Source organism: Teichococcus aestuarii, assembly GCF_042651065.1.
GTDB classification, from domain to species: domain Bacteria; phylum Pseudomonadota; class Alphaproteobacteria; order Acetobacterales; family Acetobacteraceae; genus Pseudoroseomonas; species Pseudoroseomonas aestuarii.
Genome location: NZ_JBHSCH010000079.1, coordinates 1 through 17,823, shown reverse-complemented (window position 1 = coordinate 17,823; position 17,823 = coordinate 1). Strand labels below are relative to the sequence as shown.

The window sequence follows — 17,823 nt, the reverse complement described above, 5'->3', positions numbered from 1 at the left end:
CAGCGCCGCCGTGCCGGCCAGCGCGAAGCCCAGCCCGGCGCGGGTCTCGATGCGGTGGGCGGTGTCCTCGGCGGCGGCGAGGCGGGCCTCGGCGCGCAGCGTGGCGGCGTGCTGCGCTGGCAGGCGGCCGGCCATCAGCAACTCCGGCTGGCCGGAGAGCAGGTCAATGGCGCGGGCACGCAGCGCCTCGGTGGCCAGGGCACGGCGGCGGGCCGGCTTCGCTCCCGCCCGCGCCGCCCGCAGCGGCACCAGGAGCCCCGCCCCCAGCAGCAGCGCCAGCATGCCCGCCCCCAGCGCCGGGTGCAGCAGCCCGAGCGCCAGACCGGTGGCCAGTGCCACGGCCAGCGCCGCACCGGCCGGCACCAGCAGGCGGAGATAGAGCCCGTCCAGCGCATCGACATCGGCGGTGAGGCGGAACAGCAGCCGGGCGGGGCGGGCCAGCAGGTGGCGCGCGGCGCCGGGCGCGGCCCAGCCGCGGAACAGCCGCTCGCGCAGCGCCGCCAGCAGGGCCAGCGTCGCGTCATGCGTCACCAGCCGCTCGCCATAGCGGCCGGCGGTGCGGACCAGGGCGAGAAGGCGGATGCCGGCGGCGGGGCGGAACACGTCGAAGCCCAGCGCACCGGCGGCCGAGGCACCGGCCAGGGCCGTGGCCGTGATGAACCAGCCGGAGAGGCCGAGCAGCGCCGCGCCCGCCAGGGTGGTCAGCGCCGCCAGCGCCGCGCCGCCGAGCAGCGCGCCGTGCCGCTCCCGCCAGAACAGCGCCAGCAGGGGGAGGAGGGCCTTCATAGCGTGATCACCCGGTCCATGCGCGCCGCCAGCACGGGGTCGTGCGTCGCCAGCAGCAGGGTGCGGCCCTGGCAGAGCGCCAGCAGCGTCTCGGTGAGGGCGGCCGCCGTGGCGGCGTCCAGATGCGCGGTGGGCTCGTCGGCCAGCACCAGGGTGGCGGCGGGGTCGGCCAGGGCGCGGGCCATCGCCAGGCGCAGCGCCTCGCCGCCCGAGAGCCCGGCGCCGCCCTCGCCAACCCCGCCTTCCGCGCCGAGGCCGGCCAGGCGCAGGGCGCGCGCCGCCTCCGGGCGGCCGAGGCCGGCGCGGCCCAGCGCCACATTGGCATGGCGGGAGCCGGCGAAGAGGTGCGGCCGCTGCCCCACCCAGGCGATGCGGCGGCGCAGCGCGGCGGCATTCGCCGCGTCGAGCGGCACGCCGCCGATGCGGATGCGCCCGGCGCCGGGTTCCGCCAACCCTGCCAGCAGGGCGAGCAGGGTGGACTTGCCGACACCGCTCGGCCCCAGCAGCGCCACATGCTCGCCGGGCGCGAGGGAGAGGGAGATCTCCGTCAGCGTATCGCGCGCCGCGCCGGGGTGGCGGAAGCGCAGGCCCTCGGCCAGGAGGGCGGGGGGCGGGGCCGGCCGGGCCCCGCCGGCGGCCTCCAGCGCGCCGGCCAGCGCCAGCGCATCAGGCGCGGCCAGGGCGCGCAGGGCGCCGAGCGCGGCCTCGCCGGCGGCGCGGTCGTGCCAGGCGGCGCACATCTCGCGCAGCGGCTCGAAGAAGGCCGGCGCCAGCAGCAGGATGAACAACCCGCCGCCGAGGCTGAGCGGCGCGCCCCAGCTTCCGGCCTCCAACTGCCCGAGCAGGTGGAAACCGACATAGACGGCCACCAGCGCCACGCCGAGCGCCGAGAACAGCTCCATCACCGCCGAGGAGAGGAAGGCGATGCGCAGCACCGCCATGCTCCGCTCGCGCAGGCTCTCCGCCTGGGCGCGCAGCCGGGTGGCGGTGGCCTCCACGGCGCCGAGGGCACGGATGCTGGCCAGCCCCCGCAGCCGGTCCAGCAGGAAGCCGTTCATGCCGCCGAGCTCCAGCAGCCGCGCCTCGCTGGCGGCCTTCGCCCGCAGGCCGATCAGCGCCATGAAGAGCGGGATCAGCGGCGCCGCCAGCAGCAGCGCCAGCGCCGCCAGCCAGGAGAAGGGCAGGATGGCGAGCAGGATGAGCGGCGGCAGCAGCGTGGCGCGCAGCCGCGCGGCGCGGAAGCGCAGCAGGTAGGGCAGAACCGCCTCGGCCTGCTCGGCCAGCACGCTGGCGGCGGCGCCGGAGGCGGGGCGGGTGGCGTCGAGCGGCGAGCGCGTGGCCAGCGCCGTGAGCGCCTCCGCCCGCAGCGTGCCGAGCAAGGCGCGCGCGGCGGCGAAGGCGATGCGCCCGCCGCGCGCCTCCAGCCCCGGCCGGGCGAGGCCGAGCAGCGCCACCAGCCCGGCGGGCCAGAGCATCTCCGCCAGCCCGCCACCTTCGGCGAGGCGCGCCACGGCGAGCGCCAGCAGCGCCGCCAGCGCCAGCCACAGCACCACGGCCAGCGCCAGCAGCAGCGCGCCCCGCCGCACGCCGGCGGGCAGCGGGGTGGCGCGCGGCCGGCGCGGAGGGGAGGGGGCCGCCGCGGGCACGGGCGCGGCCTGCGGGACCTGCCCCGGCGCCTGCGGCAGGAGAGGGGCTTCGAAGCTGAGGGAGGCGGTCTCGCGCGGGGCCACGCCGGAACATCCTTGGTTGCGCGGCGCTGCTTTAGAACCTGGGCTTGGCGGGGGCCTTGCGCTGCATCAAGTTTCAGAACGGAGCGCTTATATATTTGGCCGTTTATGAACGGCCGCTTCACGCGCGGCGCCGCGACCGGCGGCATGGAACTTGCTGTGCCCTGCGTATCCTCATGCAGGGACAGACCGCACGTGATGAAGACGAGCATCATCGCCGCCGCCGCCATGATGGCCGCGGCCAGCTGGGCTGGAATGGGCGGCGCGCAGGCGCAGGCACCGCAGAAGGTGCTGCGCATCGCCATGACCGCCGCCGACGTGCCGACCACCACCGGCATGCCGAACAATGGCTACGAGGGCATGCGCTTCCTCGGCTACCCGGTGTTCGAGAGCCTCGTGCTGTGGGACCTCTCCAGCCCCGACAGGCTGGCCGGCCTGCGCCCCGGCCTCGCCGAGCGCTGGGAGCAGGACCCCTCCGACCCGAAGAAGTGGGTGTTCCACCTGCGCCGCGGCGTCAGCTTCCACGATGGCGCGCCGTTCGACGCCGATGCCGTCATCTGGAACATGGACCGCTTCTTCCGGGAAGGCGCGCCGCAGGCCGAGGCGCAGGGCGCGGCCATCACGCGCGGCCGTGTCGCCGGCCTCGCCGCCTACCGCAAGATCGATGACTTCACGGTGGAGATCGAGACGGCGCGGCCGATCTCCTACTTCCCCTACCTCTCCGTCTATATCCTCTTCGCCTCGCCCAAGGCGTGGGAGGATGCGGGGCGGGACTGGGCGAAGGTGGCGCTTGCCCCGGCCGGCACCGGGCCGTTCCGCATCACCCGCTTCGTGCCGCGCCAGAGCGTCGAGCTGACGCGCAACGACAACTACTGGGACACGGCGCGCCGCGCGAAGCTCGACCGCATCGTGCTGATGCCCGTTCCGGAGGCAACCGCGCGCCTCGCCGCGCTGCGCAGCGGGCAGGTGGACTGGATCGAGGTGCCGCCGCCGGATGGCATCCCCTCGCTGAAGCAGGCCGGCTTCCAGGTGGTGACCAATTCCTACCCGCATGTCTGGCCCTGGGTCTTCGCCGCCGGCAAGGCGGGCAGCCCCGTGGCCGATGTGCGGGTGCGGCAGGCGCTGAACTACTGCTTCGACCGCGAGGGGCTGGTGGGCCTGCTGAACGGCACGGCCGAGCCGGCGGTGGGCTTCTACAACAAGAGCAACCCGCTCTTCGGCAAGCCGCAGAACACCTACGGGCTGGATGCGCGGCGCGGCAAGGCACTGCTGGCCGAGGCCGGCTACGGCCCGCAGAAGCCGCTGAAGCTGGTGGTCGGCATCTCCACCTCCGGCTCCGGCCAGATGCTGCCGCTGCCGATGAACGAGGCGCTGCAGGAATCGCTGCGCGAGCATTGCGGCGTCGAGGTCAGCTTCCGCACGGTGGAGTGGAACACGCTGCTCGGCGCGCAGCGCGCGGCACCCGACCAGCCGGCCTGGCTGGGGGCGGATGCGGTCAACATCTCGCTCGTCTCCTCCGACCCGTCGCAGATGGCGCGCTGGTTCCTCGGCGCCAACGCCGCGCCGCGCGGCTCGAATGCCGGCCACTGGATCGACCCGGCCTTCGACGAGGCGTTCCGCCGCATCGAGACCACCAGCGACCCGGCGGAATCGCAAGCCGCCATCCGCGCCGCGCATGAGCGCCTGGTCGATGGCGCCCCCTGGCTCTACGTGGTGCACGACCTCAACCCGCGCGCCATGTCCAGCCGCGTCACCGGCTTCGTCTCTGCCCAGTCCTGGTTCCAGGACCTGACGCGGGTGGACATGAAATGAGCGGCGAGACCCCGCTGCACTTCAGGACCATCGCCGAGCTCTCGGCGCTGATCCGCGACCGGCGGCTCTCGCCGGTCGAGCTGATGCAGAGCTGCCTCGACCGCATCCACGCGCTGGACGGGCGGCTGAACAGCGTGCTGCTGCTGCTGGAGGAGCCGGCCCTGGCGGCGGCGCGGCAGGCGGAGGCGGAGATCGCCGCCGGGCGCTGGCGCGGGCCGCTGCACGGCATTCCCATCGGCATCAAGGACATCTACGAGACGGCCGGCATCCCCACCACCGGCCACTCCGCCCTGTTCCGCGACCATGTGCCGGCGGAGGACGCCACCACCATCCGCCGCCTGCGCGAGGCGGGGGCGGTGCTGTTCGGCAAGCTCTCCACCTGGGAGTTCGCCATCGGCGGCACCTCCTTCGACCTGCCCTGGCCGCCGGCGCGCAACCCGTGGGACACGGAGCGCGACCCGACCGGCTCCTCCACCGGCTCGGCGGTGGCCGTGGCGGCGGGGCTGTGCCCGGGCGCCATGGGCACCGACACGGGCGGCTCGATCCGCGCGCCCGCCGCCTGGTGCGGCATCGCCGGCCACAAGCCGACCTATGGGCTGGTCAGCCGGCGCGGCGTGCTGCCGCTGGCCTTCTCGCTCGACCATGCCGGCCCGATGTGCTGGACCGCCGAGGATTGCGCGCTGATGATGGCCGTGCTGGCGGGGCACGACCCGCTGGACCCCGGCAGCGCCGACGTGCCGGTGCCGGACTTCTCCGCCGCGATCGGCGAGCCGGGCAGCCTCGCCGGGCTGCGCGTCGGCGTGGTGCGCCACTTCTACGAGGAGGACGTGCCCTGCGAGCCGGCGGTGCTGGCGGGGGTGGAGGATGCGCTGCGCGCGCTGCGCGGCCTCGGCGCCACCCTTGCCGATGTGCGGCTCTCGCCCTTCGGCCTGTGGAGCGCGGTGGGCAACCTCATCTCGCGCGCCGAATCCTACGCCGTGCACGCGGAATCGCTGAAGGCGACGCCGGAGCTGTATGGCAGCTATGGCCGCCGCCGGCTGATGGCCGGCGCCTTCGTCTCCTCGGCCGACTACATCAACGCCCAGCGCGAGCGCGGGCGGCTGGTGGAGGAGGTGCGGGCGGCGCTGCGCGAGGTGGACGTGCTGGTCTTCCCCTCGGCGCGCGACGTGGCGGGGCCGATGGGGGTGGACATGCTGGGCGCGGCGCTGCCGCCCTTCTTCAGCCGGCCCTTCAACCTGACGGGCAGCCCGGCCGTCTCGGTATGCAGCGGCTTTTCGGCGGAGGGGCTGCCGGTGAGCCTGCAGATCGGCGGCCGCGCCTTCGAGGACCCGCTGGTGCTGAAGGTGGGCAGCGCGGTGGAGCGGGCGCTCGGCACCCGCGCGCGGCGCCCCGCGCTGGCGATGGCGGAGATGGCGGCATGAGCGACGGCTTCGCGCAGCGCCTGCGCGCCCTGGGCCTCTCCGTGCCCGAGAGCGAGATCGCGCCGCTGGAGCGCATGGTGATGGACCTGGAGGCGGCCGCGAAGCTGCTGCGGGTGCCGCGCCCCGTCGCGCAGGAGCCGGTGACGGTGTTCCGGCTGGAGCATCCGGTGCCCGCGCCGGATCACGCCGGCCGCGGGTAGAGGGTCGCCGGGGGGCGAAGCGCGCTTCCCGGTTCTCGTACGGCCGCCCGAGGCTGCCAGAGGCCATGCCGCCTCCGGCGGCCCTTTCGCGCCGCCCCCGCCATGCCGCTGCCGGCGTGGCAGGCGGCGGGCAGCGCGGGCCGGATGACAGCGCCGCCATCTCCATCAACTTTGCTTCCGCCGGCCGCGACAGGCTGGTGAATCCGGGCGCCGGCTGGCCTCGCGGTCCCGGAGCACGCTTGCATCGCCGCGTCAGAATGGCATTATTCTGTATACCGCCGAGTGTATCAGGCCAAAAGACGAGGATACGTTCATGACGAAGATCACCCGCCGCGCGGCCCTGGCCGCGGGCCTGGCCCTGCCATGGCTGGGCGGCACCGCCCGCGCCCAGGCCACCCGCCTGCGCTTCGCCCACCCCCACCCCGAATCCGACAGCTGGCACCGCGCCGCGCTGCTCTTCGCGCAGACGCTGAAGGAACGCTCCAACGGCGCGCTGACCGTGCAGGTCTTCGGCAATGGCGCGCTGGGCAGCGACCCCACCACCATCTCCTCCGCGCGCGGCGGCACGCTCGACATCGCGCTGACGGGCAACCCGTTCTTCACCGGCCTGGCGCCGAAGCTGAACGTGCTCGACCTGCCCTTCCAGTTCCGCGACCGCCGCCACGTGGCCGCCGTGCTGGACGGCCCGATCGGCGACAAGCTGAAGCCCGAGCTGGAAGCCTCCGGCCTGGTCACGCTGGGCTTCTGGGACATCGGCTTCCGCAACCTGACCAATTCCCGGCGCGCGGTGCAGAACGCCGAGGATGTGCGCGGCCTCAAGATCCGCACCACGCCCAACCCGGCGCACATCAAGGCCTTCCAGCTGCTCGGCGCCAACCCGCTGCCGATGCCCTTCACCGAGCTGTTCACCGCCATGGAGACGCGCACCGTGGACGGGCAGGAGAACCCGACCACGCTGATCCTGAACGCGCGCTTCCACGAGGTGCAGAAGCACCTCAGCCTGACGCGGCACGCCTACACCGCCGGCATCCTGGCGATGTCGAAGCAGCGGCTGGAGGCGCTGCCGAAGGCGCAGCAGGATCTGGTGCGCGCCGTCGCCGCCGAGGTCACGCCGAAGCAGCGGCAGATGAACGAGGAGGCCGAGCCCGGCTCCATCGCCAAGCTGAAGCAGGAGGGGATGCAGGTGGTGGAGGCGCCGGACCGCGATTCCATGGCGAAGATCGTCGCCGAGGCGGTGCGCGACGACTACGCCGGCCGCTACGGCGCCGAGCTGCCCGAAGCCATCCTCTCCACCGGCGCCTGAATCGCCGCACCAGCCTGGGAGTAGCGGCGCGATGCGCCTGATCGACCTTTCCATGCCCATCGCGCCGCATTTCCGCTGGCGTACGCAGATCGCCATCGCCGGCGACATCGCCGCCGGCGACCAGTTCCGCATCAGCCGCCTGGATGGCCCCTGCCATGGCTTCAGCCATGTCGACGCGCAGGCGCACATCCTGGCCGATGCCCCCACCATCGAGAGCACGCCGCTCGACCGCGTGGTGGGGCCGGCGCGCATCCTGAACCTGCGCGACGCGCCGGCCAACGCCGCCATCGACGCGGCGCGGCTGCGCGCCGCCGATCCCGGCGGGCCAGAGGGCGAGATCCTGCTGCTCTCCGCCGGCTGGGACCGCCAGCGGGACTACAACACCCGCGAATTCTGGACCGAGGCCCCCTGGCTGACCCGCGACGCGGCGGAGCACCTCGCCACGCTGCGGCCGAAGGCGGTGGCCTTCGACTTCCCGCAGGACTTCCCCATCCGCCTGCTGCTGGACCAGCAGGAGGTGCCCTTCGACCAGCACGTGACGCATGACGTGCTGCTGCGCCACGGCGTCACCCTCATCGAGTACCTGGTGAACACCAGCGCCCTGGCCGGGCCGCGCACCTTCCTCTGCGCCGCGCCGCTGCTGATCCCGGGCGCCGATGGCGCGCCGGCGCGGATCTTCGCCATCGAGGGATTGCCGGAGGGCCTTCCCGCATGATCGGGCGCCTGGCCGACCGCGCCTTCTCCCTGGCGGAGTGGCTGCTGGTACTGGCGCTAGGGGCCATGGTGATCATGGTGTTCGGCAATGTGGTGCTGCGCTACGCCTTCGATTCCGGCATCACCGTCAGCGACGAGCTGTCGCGCCTGCTGTTCGTCTGGCTCACCTTCCTCGGCGCCGTGGTGGTGCTGCGGCAGGGCGGGCATCTGGGCTTCGACCTGGTGACGAACGCGCTGCCGAAGGCGGGCCGGCGCCTCTGCCGCATCGTCTCCAACCTGCTGATGCTGCTCTGCTGCGGCGTTTTCCTGTGGGGCGCCTGGACGCAGGCGGCGATGAACATGGGCAACCTCGCCCCTGTCTCCGGCGTGCCGCTGGGCTGGACCTATGCGGCGGCGGTGGTGGCTGGGGCTGGCCTCGGCCTCGTCGCCCTGGCCGATCTCGCCGCGGCCCTGGCCGGGCGCGAGCCGCCGGCGCGCGACATGGAAGGGGAGGCGGGGGCATGACGCTCCTCATCTTCGCCGGCGTGCTGCTCGCCGCCATGTCGCTCGGCATGCCGATCGCCTTCGCGCTGATGGTCTCCTCCCTGGCGCTGATGTGGCACCTGGACGCCTTCGACGCCCAGGGCCTGGCGCTGCAGATGATCAACGGCGCGGACAGCTTCCCGCTGCTGGCCATCCCCTTCTTCATGCTGGCCGGCGAGGCGATGAACGCCGGCGGCCTCTCGCGCCGGCTGGTCGGGCTGGGGATGAAGCTGGTCGGCCATGTGCGCGGCGGGCTGGGCTATGTGGCGGTCATCGCCGCCATCTTCCTCGCCTCCCTCTCCGGCTCGGCGGTGGCCGACACGGCGGCGCTGGCGGCGGTGCTGCTGCCGGTGATGAAGCAGGCCGGGCACGACGTGCCGCGCTCGGCCGGGCTGATGGCGGCGGGCGGCATCATCGCCCCGGTCATCCCGCCCTCGATCGGCTACATCGTCTTCGGCGTGGCGGCGAATGTCTCCATCACCTCGCTGTTCCTGGCCGGCATCGTGCCGGGCATCCTGATGGGGCTGGCGCTGGCGGTCACCTGGGCGGTCTGCGCCCGCAACGAGGGGGCGGCGGTGCTGCCGCGCGCGAGCTGGGCCGAGCGGTTGCAGGCGCTGAAGGAGGCGGGGCTGGCGCTGGGCCTGCCGGCGCTGATCATCGGCGGCCTGCGCTTCGGCATCTTCACGCCCACCGAGGCGGCGGTGGTCGCGGCGGTCTATGCGCTGGCGGTGGGCATGCTGGTCTATCGCGAGCTGCACCCGCGCGACCTGCCGAAGGTGATGCTGGCCGCCGTGCGCACCAGCGCGGCGGTGATGTTCCTGGTGGCCGCGGCCGCCGTCTCCGCCTACCTCATCACCATCGCCGACATCCCCGGCGAGGTGCGCGGCCTGCTCGAGCCCTTCATGGGTGAGCGCATCCTGCTGATGCTGGCGATCATGCTGCTGGTGGTGGTGGTGGGCACGGCGCTCGACTTCATCCCCACCATCCTGATCCTGACACCGGTGCTGATGCCCATCGTGCGCGAGGCGGGGATCGACCCGGTCTATTTCGGCGTGCTGTTCATCATGAACAACGCCATCGGCCTGCTGACGCCGCCGGTGGGCACGGTGCTGAACGTGGTCTGCTCGGTGGGGCGGGTCCGCATGGGCGCGGTGGTGCGGGGCGTGATGCCTTTCCTCACCGCGCAGATCGTGGTGCTGCTGGCGCTGGTGATGATGCCCTGGCTGGTGCTGGGCCCGCTGCGCTGGATGCGCTGAAGACGGACAGAAAAAAGAAGAGGGGGCACCGGGGGAGAATTCATTCTCCCCCGGCCTTTCTTCATCCCGCTGCCGGAAGGCCGAGCCGGTAGAGCCGGATGGCGTTGTCGTGGAACAGCGCGCACTGCTCGGCCCAGGGCAGGTCCTCGACGGCGGCGCGGAAGCCGTCGAAGATGGTCTCGAAGCTGCCGCACAGCCCGTCCACCGGGAAGTTGGAGGCGAACAGGCAGCGCCCGGCCCCGAAGATCTCGATCGTCTCGCGGATGATGGCGCGGTTGTCCTCCAGCCGCCAGGGCCGCCCTGGCAGCCCGAGGCCGGAGATCTTCACCCAGACCTGCGGCGCCGTGGCGAGCCGGCGCATCGCCGCCCGCCAGCCGGCCAGCCCTTCCTCGCTGCGGTCGGAGGGCAGTCCGGTGTGGTTGAGCACCAGTGGCGTCTCCGGGTGCGCCGCGACCAGGTCGAGCGCCTCGTCGAGATGCCACCAGGGCGTCTGCAGCTCGAAATGCAGCCCGTGCGCGGCGAGGCGGGCATAGCCGGCGCGCCAGCGCGGGTCGCCCATCGAGCCGGGTGCGCCGCGCTCCACCTGGGCGGGGGAGGGGGCGGCGCGCGGCTTGTGCCGCACCCCCTTCACCAGCGGCAGCGCGGCCTGGGCGGCCAGCACCGCCTCCACATCCGTCCGGTCCAGCCAAGCCTGGGCGACATGCGCGGCCGGCCGCCCGGTGCGCGCCGCCAGCCCGGCCATCCACCGGCTCTCACCGGTGGGGTCGGCCGGGTTCCATTCCCCCTCCATCGTCACGCTGGCGACGACGCGGTGGTGGCCGGTCAGCGCGTCGTAATCCTCCGGCAGGAAGGGCCGGCCGCGCATGGCCCCATAGTCGCCATAGCGGAAGGGGATCATCGGCCGGGCGGGGTCCAGCCAGGGGTAGTCGTTGCGCACCGGGTCCCAGAAATGGTGGTGCGCGTCGATGGTCGGCAGGTCACGCATGGGCGGGGCGGCTTCGGAAGGTCTTCCAGGCGGTGCCGAGCCAGAGGCCGAGCACGGCCAGCGCCAGCACGGCCGCGATCGGGCGGGAGACGAGGGTGAGCGGATCGCCCTCGCCCTTCATCAGCGTCTGGATGAAGTTGAACTCCACCACCTTGCCCAGCACCAGGCCCAGGATGGCCGGCGCCACGGGGATGTCGTTCTCCTCCATGAACCAGCCGAGCGCGCCCATCGCCAGCATCATGCCGACATCGAACAGCGCGTTGTTGATGGCGTAGGCGCCGACGATGCAGGCCACCAGGATGAAGGCCGCGATGATGCCGCGCGGCACGGCCAGGATGTGCCGCGCCGCGCGGATGACCAGCAGCCCGAGCGGGATCATCAGCAGGTTGGCCAGGATGAAGACGATGAACACGGCGTAGATCAGGTCCGGTGACTTGACGAAGATGGCCGGCCCCGGCTCCATCCCCTTCAGCACCAGCACGCCGATGACGATGGCGGTGATGGAATCGCCCGGGATGCCGAAGACGATGGTGGGCACCCAGGCGCCGGCCAGCGCCGAGTTGTTGGAGGCGCCCGCCTCGGCCAGCCCCTCGACATGGCCGGTGCCGAACTTCTCCGGCGTGCGCGAGAACTTGCGGCTGATGGCGTAGGAGATCCAGGCGGCGATGTCCGCCCCCGCCCCCGGCAGCGCGCCGATCAGCGTGCCGACGATGTTGCCGCGCAGGATCTGCTTCCGCCAGGTCCACACGTCGCGCATCATGCCGCGCAGCGGGCTGCTGTAGGGCGGCACGCGCACCGTCGCGCCGCCGCGCACCGTCATCAGCCGGATCAGCTCCGGAATGGCGAAGAAGCCGATCAGCGCCGGCACGAAGTCCACGCCCCCCATCAGCTCGGTGGAGCCGAAGGCGAAGCGGGTGACGCCCGTCGCCACGTCGATGCCGACGCAGGAGAGGAACAGGCCGAGCAGCAGCGCCAGCAGCCCGCGCAGCGGCGAGCCGACGGCCAGGAAGGCGGCGCAGGTGAGGCCCAGCATGCCGAGCCAGAAATACTCGGGCGAGGAGAAGCGGGTGGCGAAGATGGCCAGCGTCGGCGCCGCCATGATCAGCACCAGCGTGCCGAACACCCCGCCGATGGCGGAGGAGACCATGCACATGCCAAGGCCGCGCCAGGGCTCGCCCCGCTGCGTCATCTTGTAGGCTTCGTCGGCATAGGCGGCGGAGGCCGGGGTGCCGGGGATGCGCAGCAGCGCCGCCGGGATGTCGCCCGAGAAGATGGCCATGGCCGTCAGCGCGACGATCGAGGCGATGGCCGGCACCGGCTCCATGAAGAAGGTAAAGGGCACCAGCAGCGCCGTGCCCATCACCGCCGTCAGCCCAGGGATGGCGCCCAGCACGATGCCAAGGCCGCTGGCGAGCAGGATGACGCCCAGCGTGCCGGGGCTCAGCACATGGCCGAAGGCGAGCAGCAGGCTGTCCATCAGAGCCAGCCCTCCAGCAGGCCCGGCGGCAGCGGCACGCGCAGCACCATGACGAAGAGCAGGTGGAAGCCGATGGCGCCCAGCACCGCCGTGACCGCCGCGCGCACCGGCGCGATACCGAGGCGGAGCTGCACCGCCAGCAGGATGGCGATGGCGAGGGGGATGAAGCCCACCGTCTCGGCCAGCAGGGCGAAGAGGACGATGCTGGCCACCAGCAGCGCCACATTGGTGGCCGCCCAGCGGTCCCGCATCCAGGCGGGGGCGCGCAGCCACGGCTCCCCCGGCTGCCGGCCGGCGGCCAGCAGCAGGCCGGTGCCGGCGGCCATCACGCCGCCGCCCAGGAGGGCGGGGAAGAACCCCGCCCCCAGCTCCTGCCCCGGCACGCCCGGCAGGCGCAGGGAGGCCGCCAGCAGCAGCCCCCCCAGCCCGAGCGTCAGCACGCCCAGCGCGCGGTCGTTCAGCCGCATGTGGCTCAGCCCCGCGCCAGGCCCAGCTCGCCCAGCAGCGTGGCCGCCGTCCGGCCGAAGCGGGTGGTGAACTCGGCGAAGGCCTCCGGCGTCTCCCAGACCGGCACGATGCCGCGCGCGGTCATGGTCTGGCGCACCTCGGGGCGGGCATGGCCGCGGCCGGCCGCCTCGATCAGCCGGGTGCGCACCGGGGCGGGCAGGCCGCGCGGCGCCACCATCGCGAACCAGTTCTCATAGACCCAGTCGACGCCCAGCTCCTTCAGCGTCGGCACGTCGGGGAAGGAGGTCACGCGCTTCTCCGCCATCACCGCCAGCACGCGCACCTGCCCCGCCTCGACCAGCGGCTTGGCCTCGATGGGCGAGCCGGTGAAGACCGAGATGCCGCCCGCCACCAGGTCCTGCAGCGCCGGAGCGCCGCCCTGGCTCGGGATCCAGCGGATGCTGTCCGCCTCCATCCCCAGCGCCTTGGCCAGGCCGGCGGCGGCGAGGTGCCAGGAGCCGCCGGTGGAGACGCCCGAGCCGGTGAACTGCCCCTTGCGCGCCTCGCGCAGCGCCGCGGCGAAGGACTTGAAGTCCTGCCACGGCCCGTCCGCCTTCACCGTGATGCCGGCCGGGATGCTGGCGATGCGCGAGATCAGGTCGAAGCTCTGCGGCCCGATGTCGGACTGGCCCAGCGTCTTGAAGTTGACGAATTCCGAGGTGCCGCAGCCGATGGTGTAGCCATCGCGCGCGGCGTTGGCGATGGCGGCGTGGCCGACGATGCCATTGCCGCCGGTGCGGTTGACCACGTTCACCGGCTGGCCGAACTCCGGCTCCAGCCCGGAGGCGAGGATGCGGGTGACGGTGTCGGCGCCGCCGCCGGCCGCCCAGGGCACCACCATGGTGACGGGCCGGCTAGGCCAGGACTGCGCCCGCGCGCGGCCCGGCAGCAGGGCCGGCAAGGCGAGGGCTCCGGCCAGGCCGGCGAGACCACGACGTGAGATCATTCTTGTTCCTCCTCCTCATGACGGGTGGCGCGGGAATGGCTGCCCCGGGCCACGCATCCATGTCTCCCCTCCTCCCATGCGGCCGGGCCGGTTCGTCCGGTGCGTGGCGGAGGAATTTTTTTATCGGAGTTTTGTGCTCTGTATGTAGTATGATTGCAAGAGGCATCGCATCGCCGCCTCCGATGCGGCATAATGCGCCGGGCGGCGCCCTTTCCGCTGCAGGAACAAGACCCTATCGATGCAAGACGCCGACCTCGCGCCCAGCACTGCCGCCTCTTCCGCCGGGGCCGCCGAGAACGCGCCCATCGCCCGGCAGACGCTGCACGAGCAGGTGGCGAGCCGGCTGCGGGACATGGTGACCGATGGCCGGCTGGCGCCTGGCCAGCGCATCAACGAGGTGGCGCTGGGCCAGACGCTCGGCGTCTCCCGCACGCCGCTGCGCGAGGCGCTGAAGACCCTGGCCGGGGAAGGGCTGGTGGAGCTGGTGCCGGCGCGCGGCGCCGTGGTGCGCGCCTTCACCATGCAGGACGTGGCGGAGAGCATGGAGGTGCTGAAGGTGCTGGAGCAGCAGGCCGCCCGCCGCGCCTGCGAGCACGCCCCGGAGGCGGAGATCGGCCGCATCCTCGCGCTGCACGCGATGATGCGCGAGCGCTACGCGGCGCGCGACCGGCTGCCCTACTTCAAGCTGAACCAGGCCGTGCACTCAGCCATCGTCGCCGCCTCGGGCAACCATACCCTGGCACGGCATTACGACATGCTGCAGGCGCAGATGAAGCGTATCCGCTTCATCGGCCATGAGGGGGCGGACAAATGGGCCGCCGCCATGGCCGAGCATGAGGAGATGATGGAATGCCTCGCGCGGCGCGACGGCGCCGGGCTGGCCGCGGTGGTCGGCCGCCACCATGACAGGGGCGTGGAGCGCATGCGCGGCTCCCTGTAGCCACCTTTGCGCCGCGGGAGCCGCGCCGGCCGGGCTCCGTGGCAACGCCGCCTGGGTGAGGCGCAGCGCCGGCTGTGACAGCGCGCGTTTTGCCTTATAAGGCCATTGATGGAATAATCTGCTGTCATAGGCAGTGATATCCGCGTTCATCCGCCATTGGGGGAGGGGGATGCCTCGTGGAGCGTGTGGGTCGGAGCGACATGCCTGATCTCGGCAGCAGAAGCCGGAACCTCCTGTCCCGCCGCCTGCTCTGGAGCGGAGCTTTCTGCGGATGGCTGTTCTGCTCCCTCGCGGCCTGGTGGGTGGCGGAGCATTCGGCCGCCCGGATCGACCGGGAGGCACGCAGCGCCGCGCTGGCACGGGTGGAGGTGGCGGCGGAGGCGGTGCAGCAGAACATGCTGCGGCTGCTGGAGGCCGTCCACGGCCTGTACGACCTCGCCCAGACCCGCCAGAACCTGGTGGCGGAGCACCGGGGGACGATGGCCGTCATGCTGGAGCAGCACCTCGCCTCCGTCGCCGAGGCCGGTCGCTTCGGGCTGCTGCAGGTGGGGGTGATCGGCGCCGATGGATGGCTGGCCTGGTCCTCCGTGCCGGGCTGGGACCGCGTCTATCTGGGCGACCGGGAGCATTTCACCGTCCATCTCAACCGTCCTCCGGCGCTGTTCGTCAGCAAGCCGCTGGTCGGGCGCGCCTCGGGGCGCTGGAGCGTGCAGTTCACCCGGCCGTTGCAGAGCCTGACCGGCGGCTTCGGCGGCGTGGTGGTGGTCTCGATCGATCCGCTGAAGCTGTCGGAGGATCTCGCCCTGCTGCGCAAAGGCACGGAGGGCTCGTCGCTCCTGCTGCGCGAGGATGGCGGGGTGCTGGCCTACAGCCACGATGTCGGGCCCCTGCTGGGAAAGAGCCTCGGCGCCAAATCGGCCCTGTTCCAGCTCCATTCCGCCCGTCCGGCAGGCAGCTTCGAGACGGTCAGCATCATCGACGGCCGGCCCAAATTCGTCGGCTTCCGCAAGCTGGCGGAGGCGCCGATCATTGTCTGCGCGGCCATGGATGTTGAGTCCGAGATGGCGGCGACGGCCTTCGTGGCGCCCTCCCTGCGGGTCGCGGCGGCGGCCTTCGCGGCGCTGCTGCTGGCCACCATGGCGCTCGGCCTGCTGTGGCTCGACCGCCGCCGTGCCCTGCGCGACCTGAAGCGCGCCCGGCGGGAGAACGAGGCGGCGATGCAGCGCCTCTCCCAATCCGACCGGATGGAGGCGCTGGGCCGGCTGGCGGGCGGCATCGCGCATGACTTCAACAACATCCTCCAGGCCGTGCTGGGCGGCACCAAGCTGATCAGCCGCCGGTCCAAGGACGCCGCCCAGGTCGAGCGGCTGGCGCGGATGATCACCGAGGCGGCGGAGCGCGGCGCCTCCGTCTCGCGCCGCCTGCTCACCTTCGCGCGGCGGGCCGAGCTGCATGCCACGCCCGTCCAGGTGGGCGAGCTGCTGGCCGGGCTGCACGAGATCCTCAGCCACACGCTGGGACCCTCCGTGCAGGTGCGGCTGTCCATCGCCCCGGACCTGCCCCCCGCCCTGCTGGACCGCGGGCAGCTCGAGACGGTGCTGATCAACCTCGCGGTGAATGCGCGGGACGCGATGGAGCCGATGGGCGGCGGCCAGCTGACCCTGGCGGTCTCGATGGACACGCTGGCGGCCGCGCGCGCGCAGGCAGCGGGCCTGAGGTCCGGTCCCTACCTGCGGCTGGAAGTGGCCGACACCGGCATCGGCATGGATGCGGCGACGCTCGGCCGCGCCATGGAGCCCTTTTTCACCACCAAGCCAAAGGGCAAGGGCACCGGCCTCGGCCTGGCCATGGCCAAGGGCTTCGCCGAGCAATCCGGCGGCATGCTCGTCATCGACAGCCAGCCCCGGCGTGGCACCATCGTGCGGCTCTGGCTGCCGGTGCCCGAGATTCCGGTGCCTGAGGTGCCGGCCTCCGGGCCGGCCCCTGGCGCGCCGCTGACCGGCCAGGGCGACGTGGCGGAGGACCCCGCGGAAGCGCCGGCGGAAACGCCCACCGGGCGCCTCCTCCTGGTGGATGACGAGGCCAGCCTGCGCGAGACGCTGGCCGCCTGCCTGCGCGAGCAGGGCCATGCGGTGCTGGAGGCGGAGTCCGGCGTCGCCGCCCTGGCGCAGCTTTCCGCCGCGCGGCACATCGACATCCTGGTCACCGATCTGGCAATGCCGGGGATGGACGGGCTCGCCCTGCTGGATGCGGTGCGGCAGCGCCTGCCCGCGCTGCCGGCGCTGCTGTTCACCGGCTTCGCCGGGGATGCCAGCGTCGCGGCCTTCACCGATGCGGCGCGCTCCGGCCCCTTCGCGGTGCTGCGCAAGCCGGCCTCGCCGGACGCCGTCATCGCGCAGGTGGGCGTGCTGCTGGCGGCCAGCCGCGTGCATGGCCCGCAGCAGGATCGACGGCAGGAGAAGGCCTGCGACGCCTGAGCCGCCCCGCCAGGCGGACGGACTTTCGCCGCGCCCCGCCTGCGGGCAGAATGGGAACAAAGGAGGGCCGCATGGCACAGAGGCGAAGCTGCTCCGGTGCGTGGCATGGCTGAGGCGCTGGTTCCCGAGGCGGCCATGTCCGATGCGCCGGCGCTCAGCGTCGAAGGCTTCGAGGGGCCGCTCGATTTCCTGCTGGAGATGGTGCGGCGGCACCGGGTCGATCTGGGCCGGCTGTCCATCGTGACACTGACCGACCAGTTCGTCGCCGCGCTGGAGGCCAGCGCCGGCCGCGTGCCGCTGGAGCGGCGCACCGCCTGGGTGGTGATGGCCAGCGACCTCATCCTGCTGCGCTCGCAGCTGCTCACCCCGGCGAGCCTGGCCGAGGCGGCGCAGGCGGAACAGGAGGCGGAGCGCCGCCTGGAGATGCTGAGCGAGCTGGCCCGGATGCGCACCGCCGCCGCCTGGCTCGCCGGCCGGCCGCAATTGCGGCAGGAGGTGCATGGCCGGGGCGATGTCCGGCGCGCCGCGCGCCCGCAGCCGGAGCTGCTGCTGGCCTTCCTGGAGGCCACGCTGGTGCTGCTGGAAGGCCGCCCGCGCTCCGGCAGCGGGGCGGAGGCCGCCGCCCCGGCACGCGTGGCGCCGCTCGACCTCTGGCGCATCCCGGAGGCGCTCGAGCGGCTGCGGGCCCTGCTGGCCGGGCGCCCCATGCCGCTGCCGCTGGCCGATGCGCTGCCGCTGTTCGAGAGCCTC

Annotated in this window: 15 protein-coding genes and 1 pseudogene; 10 read left to right on the top strand and 6 right to left on the bottom strand. The window is 73.0% G+C overall.

Features of this window, described 5'->3' with window-relative positions:
• Positions 1-786 (bottom strand): annotated as a pseudogene (locus tag ACFOY6_RS20985) (ABC transporter ATP-binding protein); the annotation flags it as partial.
• Complete coding sequence (gene cydD / locus ACFOY6_RS20980; protein WP_379652154.1) at positions 783-2,516, bottom strand: thiol reductant ABC exporter subunit CydD; 1,734 nt, start codon at positions 2,514-2,516, stop codon at positions 783-785. The gene cydD and the pseudogene ACFOY6_RS20985, both read right to left, overlap by 4 nt.
• Positions 2,517-2,711: 195 nt before the next feature.
• On the opposite strand from cydD, the gene ACFOY6_RS20975 reads away from it, so the two are divergent.
• The 7 genes from ACFOY6_RS20975 to ACFOY6_RS20945 all read left to right on the top strand — a co-directional run bounded on the left by ACFOY6_RS20975 (position 2,712) and on the right by ACFOY6_RS20945 (position 9,741).
• Positions 2,712-4,325: an ABC transporter substrate-binding protein gene (locus tag ACFOY6_RS20975; RefSeq protein WP_379652155.1), complete on the top strand. Its 1,614-nt coding sequence runs from the start codon at positions 2,712-2,714 to the stop codon at positions 4,323-4,325.
• Positions 4,322-5,746 (top strand): amidase, encoded by a 1,425-nt coding sequence (locus tag ACFOY6_RS20970; RefSeq protein WP_379640825.1) that lies wholly within the window; start codon positions 4,322-4,324, stop codon positions 5,744-5,746. The genes ACFOY6_RS20975 and ACFOY6_RS20970 overlap by 4 nt, the downstream gene beginning before the upstream one ends.
• Entirely contained in the window at positions 5,743-5,946 is a 204-nt protein-coding gene (locus tag ACFOY6_RS20965) for a hypothetical protein (protein ID WP_109517334.1), read from the top strand. The genes ACFOY6_RS20970 and ACFOY6_RS20965 overlap by 4 nt, the downstream gene beginning before the upstream one ends.
• A 313-nt stretch (positions 5,947-6,259) precedes the next feature.
• Complete coding sequence (locus tag ACFOY6_RS20960; RefSeq protein ID WP_379640826.1) at positions 6,260-7,249, top strand: TRAP transporter substrate-binding protein; 990 nt, start codon at positions 6,260-6,262, stop codon at positions 7,247-7,249.
• A 31-nt stretch (positions 7,250-7,280) separates the two neighbouring features.
• Positions 7,281-7,964, top strand: coding sequence for a cyclase family protein (locus tag ACFOY6_RS20955; RefSeq protein ID WP_109517336.1), 684 nt, complete (start codon positions 7,281-7,283; stop codon positions 7,962-7,964).
• Positions 7,961-8,467, top strand: coding sequence for a TRAP transporter small permease (locus tag ACFOY6_RS20950; protein ID WP_379640827.1), 507 nt, complete (start codon positions 7,961-7,963; stop codon positions 8,465-8,467). The genes ACFOY6_RS20955 and ACFOY6_RS20950 overlap by 4 nt, the downstream gene beginning before the upstream one ends.
• The gene (locus ACFOY6_RS20945; RefSeq protein WP_109517338.1) at positions 8,464-9,741 is read left to right on the top strand and encodes a TRAP transporter large permease; all 1,278 of its coding nucleotides are present in this window, start codon (positions 8,464-8,466) and stop codon (positions 9,739-9,741) included. The genes ACFOY6_RS20950 and ACFOY6_RS20945 overlap by 4 nt, the downstream gene beginning before the upstream one ends.
• Positions 9,742-9,802: 61 nt before the next feature.
• On the opposite strand, the gene ACFOY6_RS20940 is transcribed toward ACFOY6_RS20945, so the two are convergent.
• Genes ACFOY6_RS20940 through ACFOY6_RS20925 form a run of 4 tightly spaced genes read right to left on the bottom strand, consistent with a single transcriptional unit; the run spans position 9,803 to position 13,656 of the window.
• Complete coding sequence (locus ACFOY6_RS20940; protein WP_379652153.1) at positions 9,803-10,726, bottom strand: amidohydrolase family protein; 924 nt, start codon at positions 10,724-10,726, stop codon at positions 9,803-9,805.
• On the bottom strand, positions 10,719-12,203 hold the full coding sequence (locus ACFOY6_RS20935) for a tripartite tricarboxylate transporter permease (protein ID WP_379640829.1): 1,485 nt from the start codon (positions 12,201-12,203) through the stop codon (positions 10,719-10,721). The genes ACFOY6_RS20940 and ACFOY6_RS20935 overlap by 8 nt, the downstream gene beginning before the upstream one ends.
• The gene (locus ACFOY6_RS20930) at positions 12,203-12,670 is read right to left on the bottom strand and encodes a tripartite tricarboxylate transporter TctB family protein (RefSeq protein ID WP_109517341.1); all 468 of its coding nucleotides are present in this window, start codon (positions 12,668-12,670) and stop codon (positions 12,203-12,205) included. The genes ACFOY6_RS20935 and ACFOY6_RS20930 overlap by 1 nt, the downstream gene beginning before the upstream one ends.
• A gap of 5 nt (positions 12,671-12,675) precedes the next feature.
• Positions 12,676-13,656 carry a tripartite tricarboxylate transporter substrate binding protein gene (locus ACFOY6_RS20925; protein WP_379652152.1) on the bottom strand — a complete coding sequence of 327 codons (981 nt, stop codon included), beginning with the start codon at positions 13,654-13,656 and terminating at the stop codon, positions 12,676-12,678.
• Positions 13,657-13,894: 238 nt separating this feature from the next.
• On the opposite strand from ACFOY6_RS20925, the gene ACFOY6_RS20920 reads away from it, so the two are divergent.
• The 3 genes from ACFOY6_RS20920 to ACFOY6_RS20910 all read left to right on the top strand — a co-directional run.
• The gene (locus ACFOY6_RS20920; RefSeq protein WP_379652151.1) at positions 13,895-14,596 is read left to right on the top strand and encodes a GntR family transcriptional regulator; all 702 of its coding nucleotides are present in this window, start codon (positions 13,895-13,897) and stop codon (positions 14,594-14,596) included.
• 200 nt (positions 14,597-14,796) lie between these two features.
• Positions 14,797-17,073, top strand: a complete 2,277-nt coding sequence (locus ACFOY6_RS20915) for a response regulator (protein ID WP_379652150.1) — start codon at positions 14,797-14,799, stop codon at positions 17,071-17,073.
• Between the two features lie 105 nt (positions 17,074-17,178).
• Positions 17,179-17,823 (top strand): segregation and condensation protein A (locus tag ACFOY6_RS20910; RefSeq protein ID WP_379652149.1); only part of this gene is annotated, 645 nt, incomplete at its 3' end.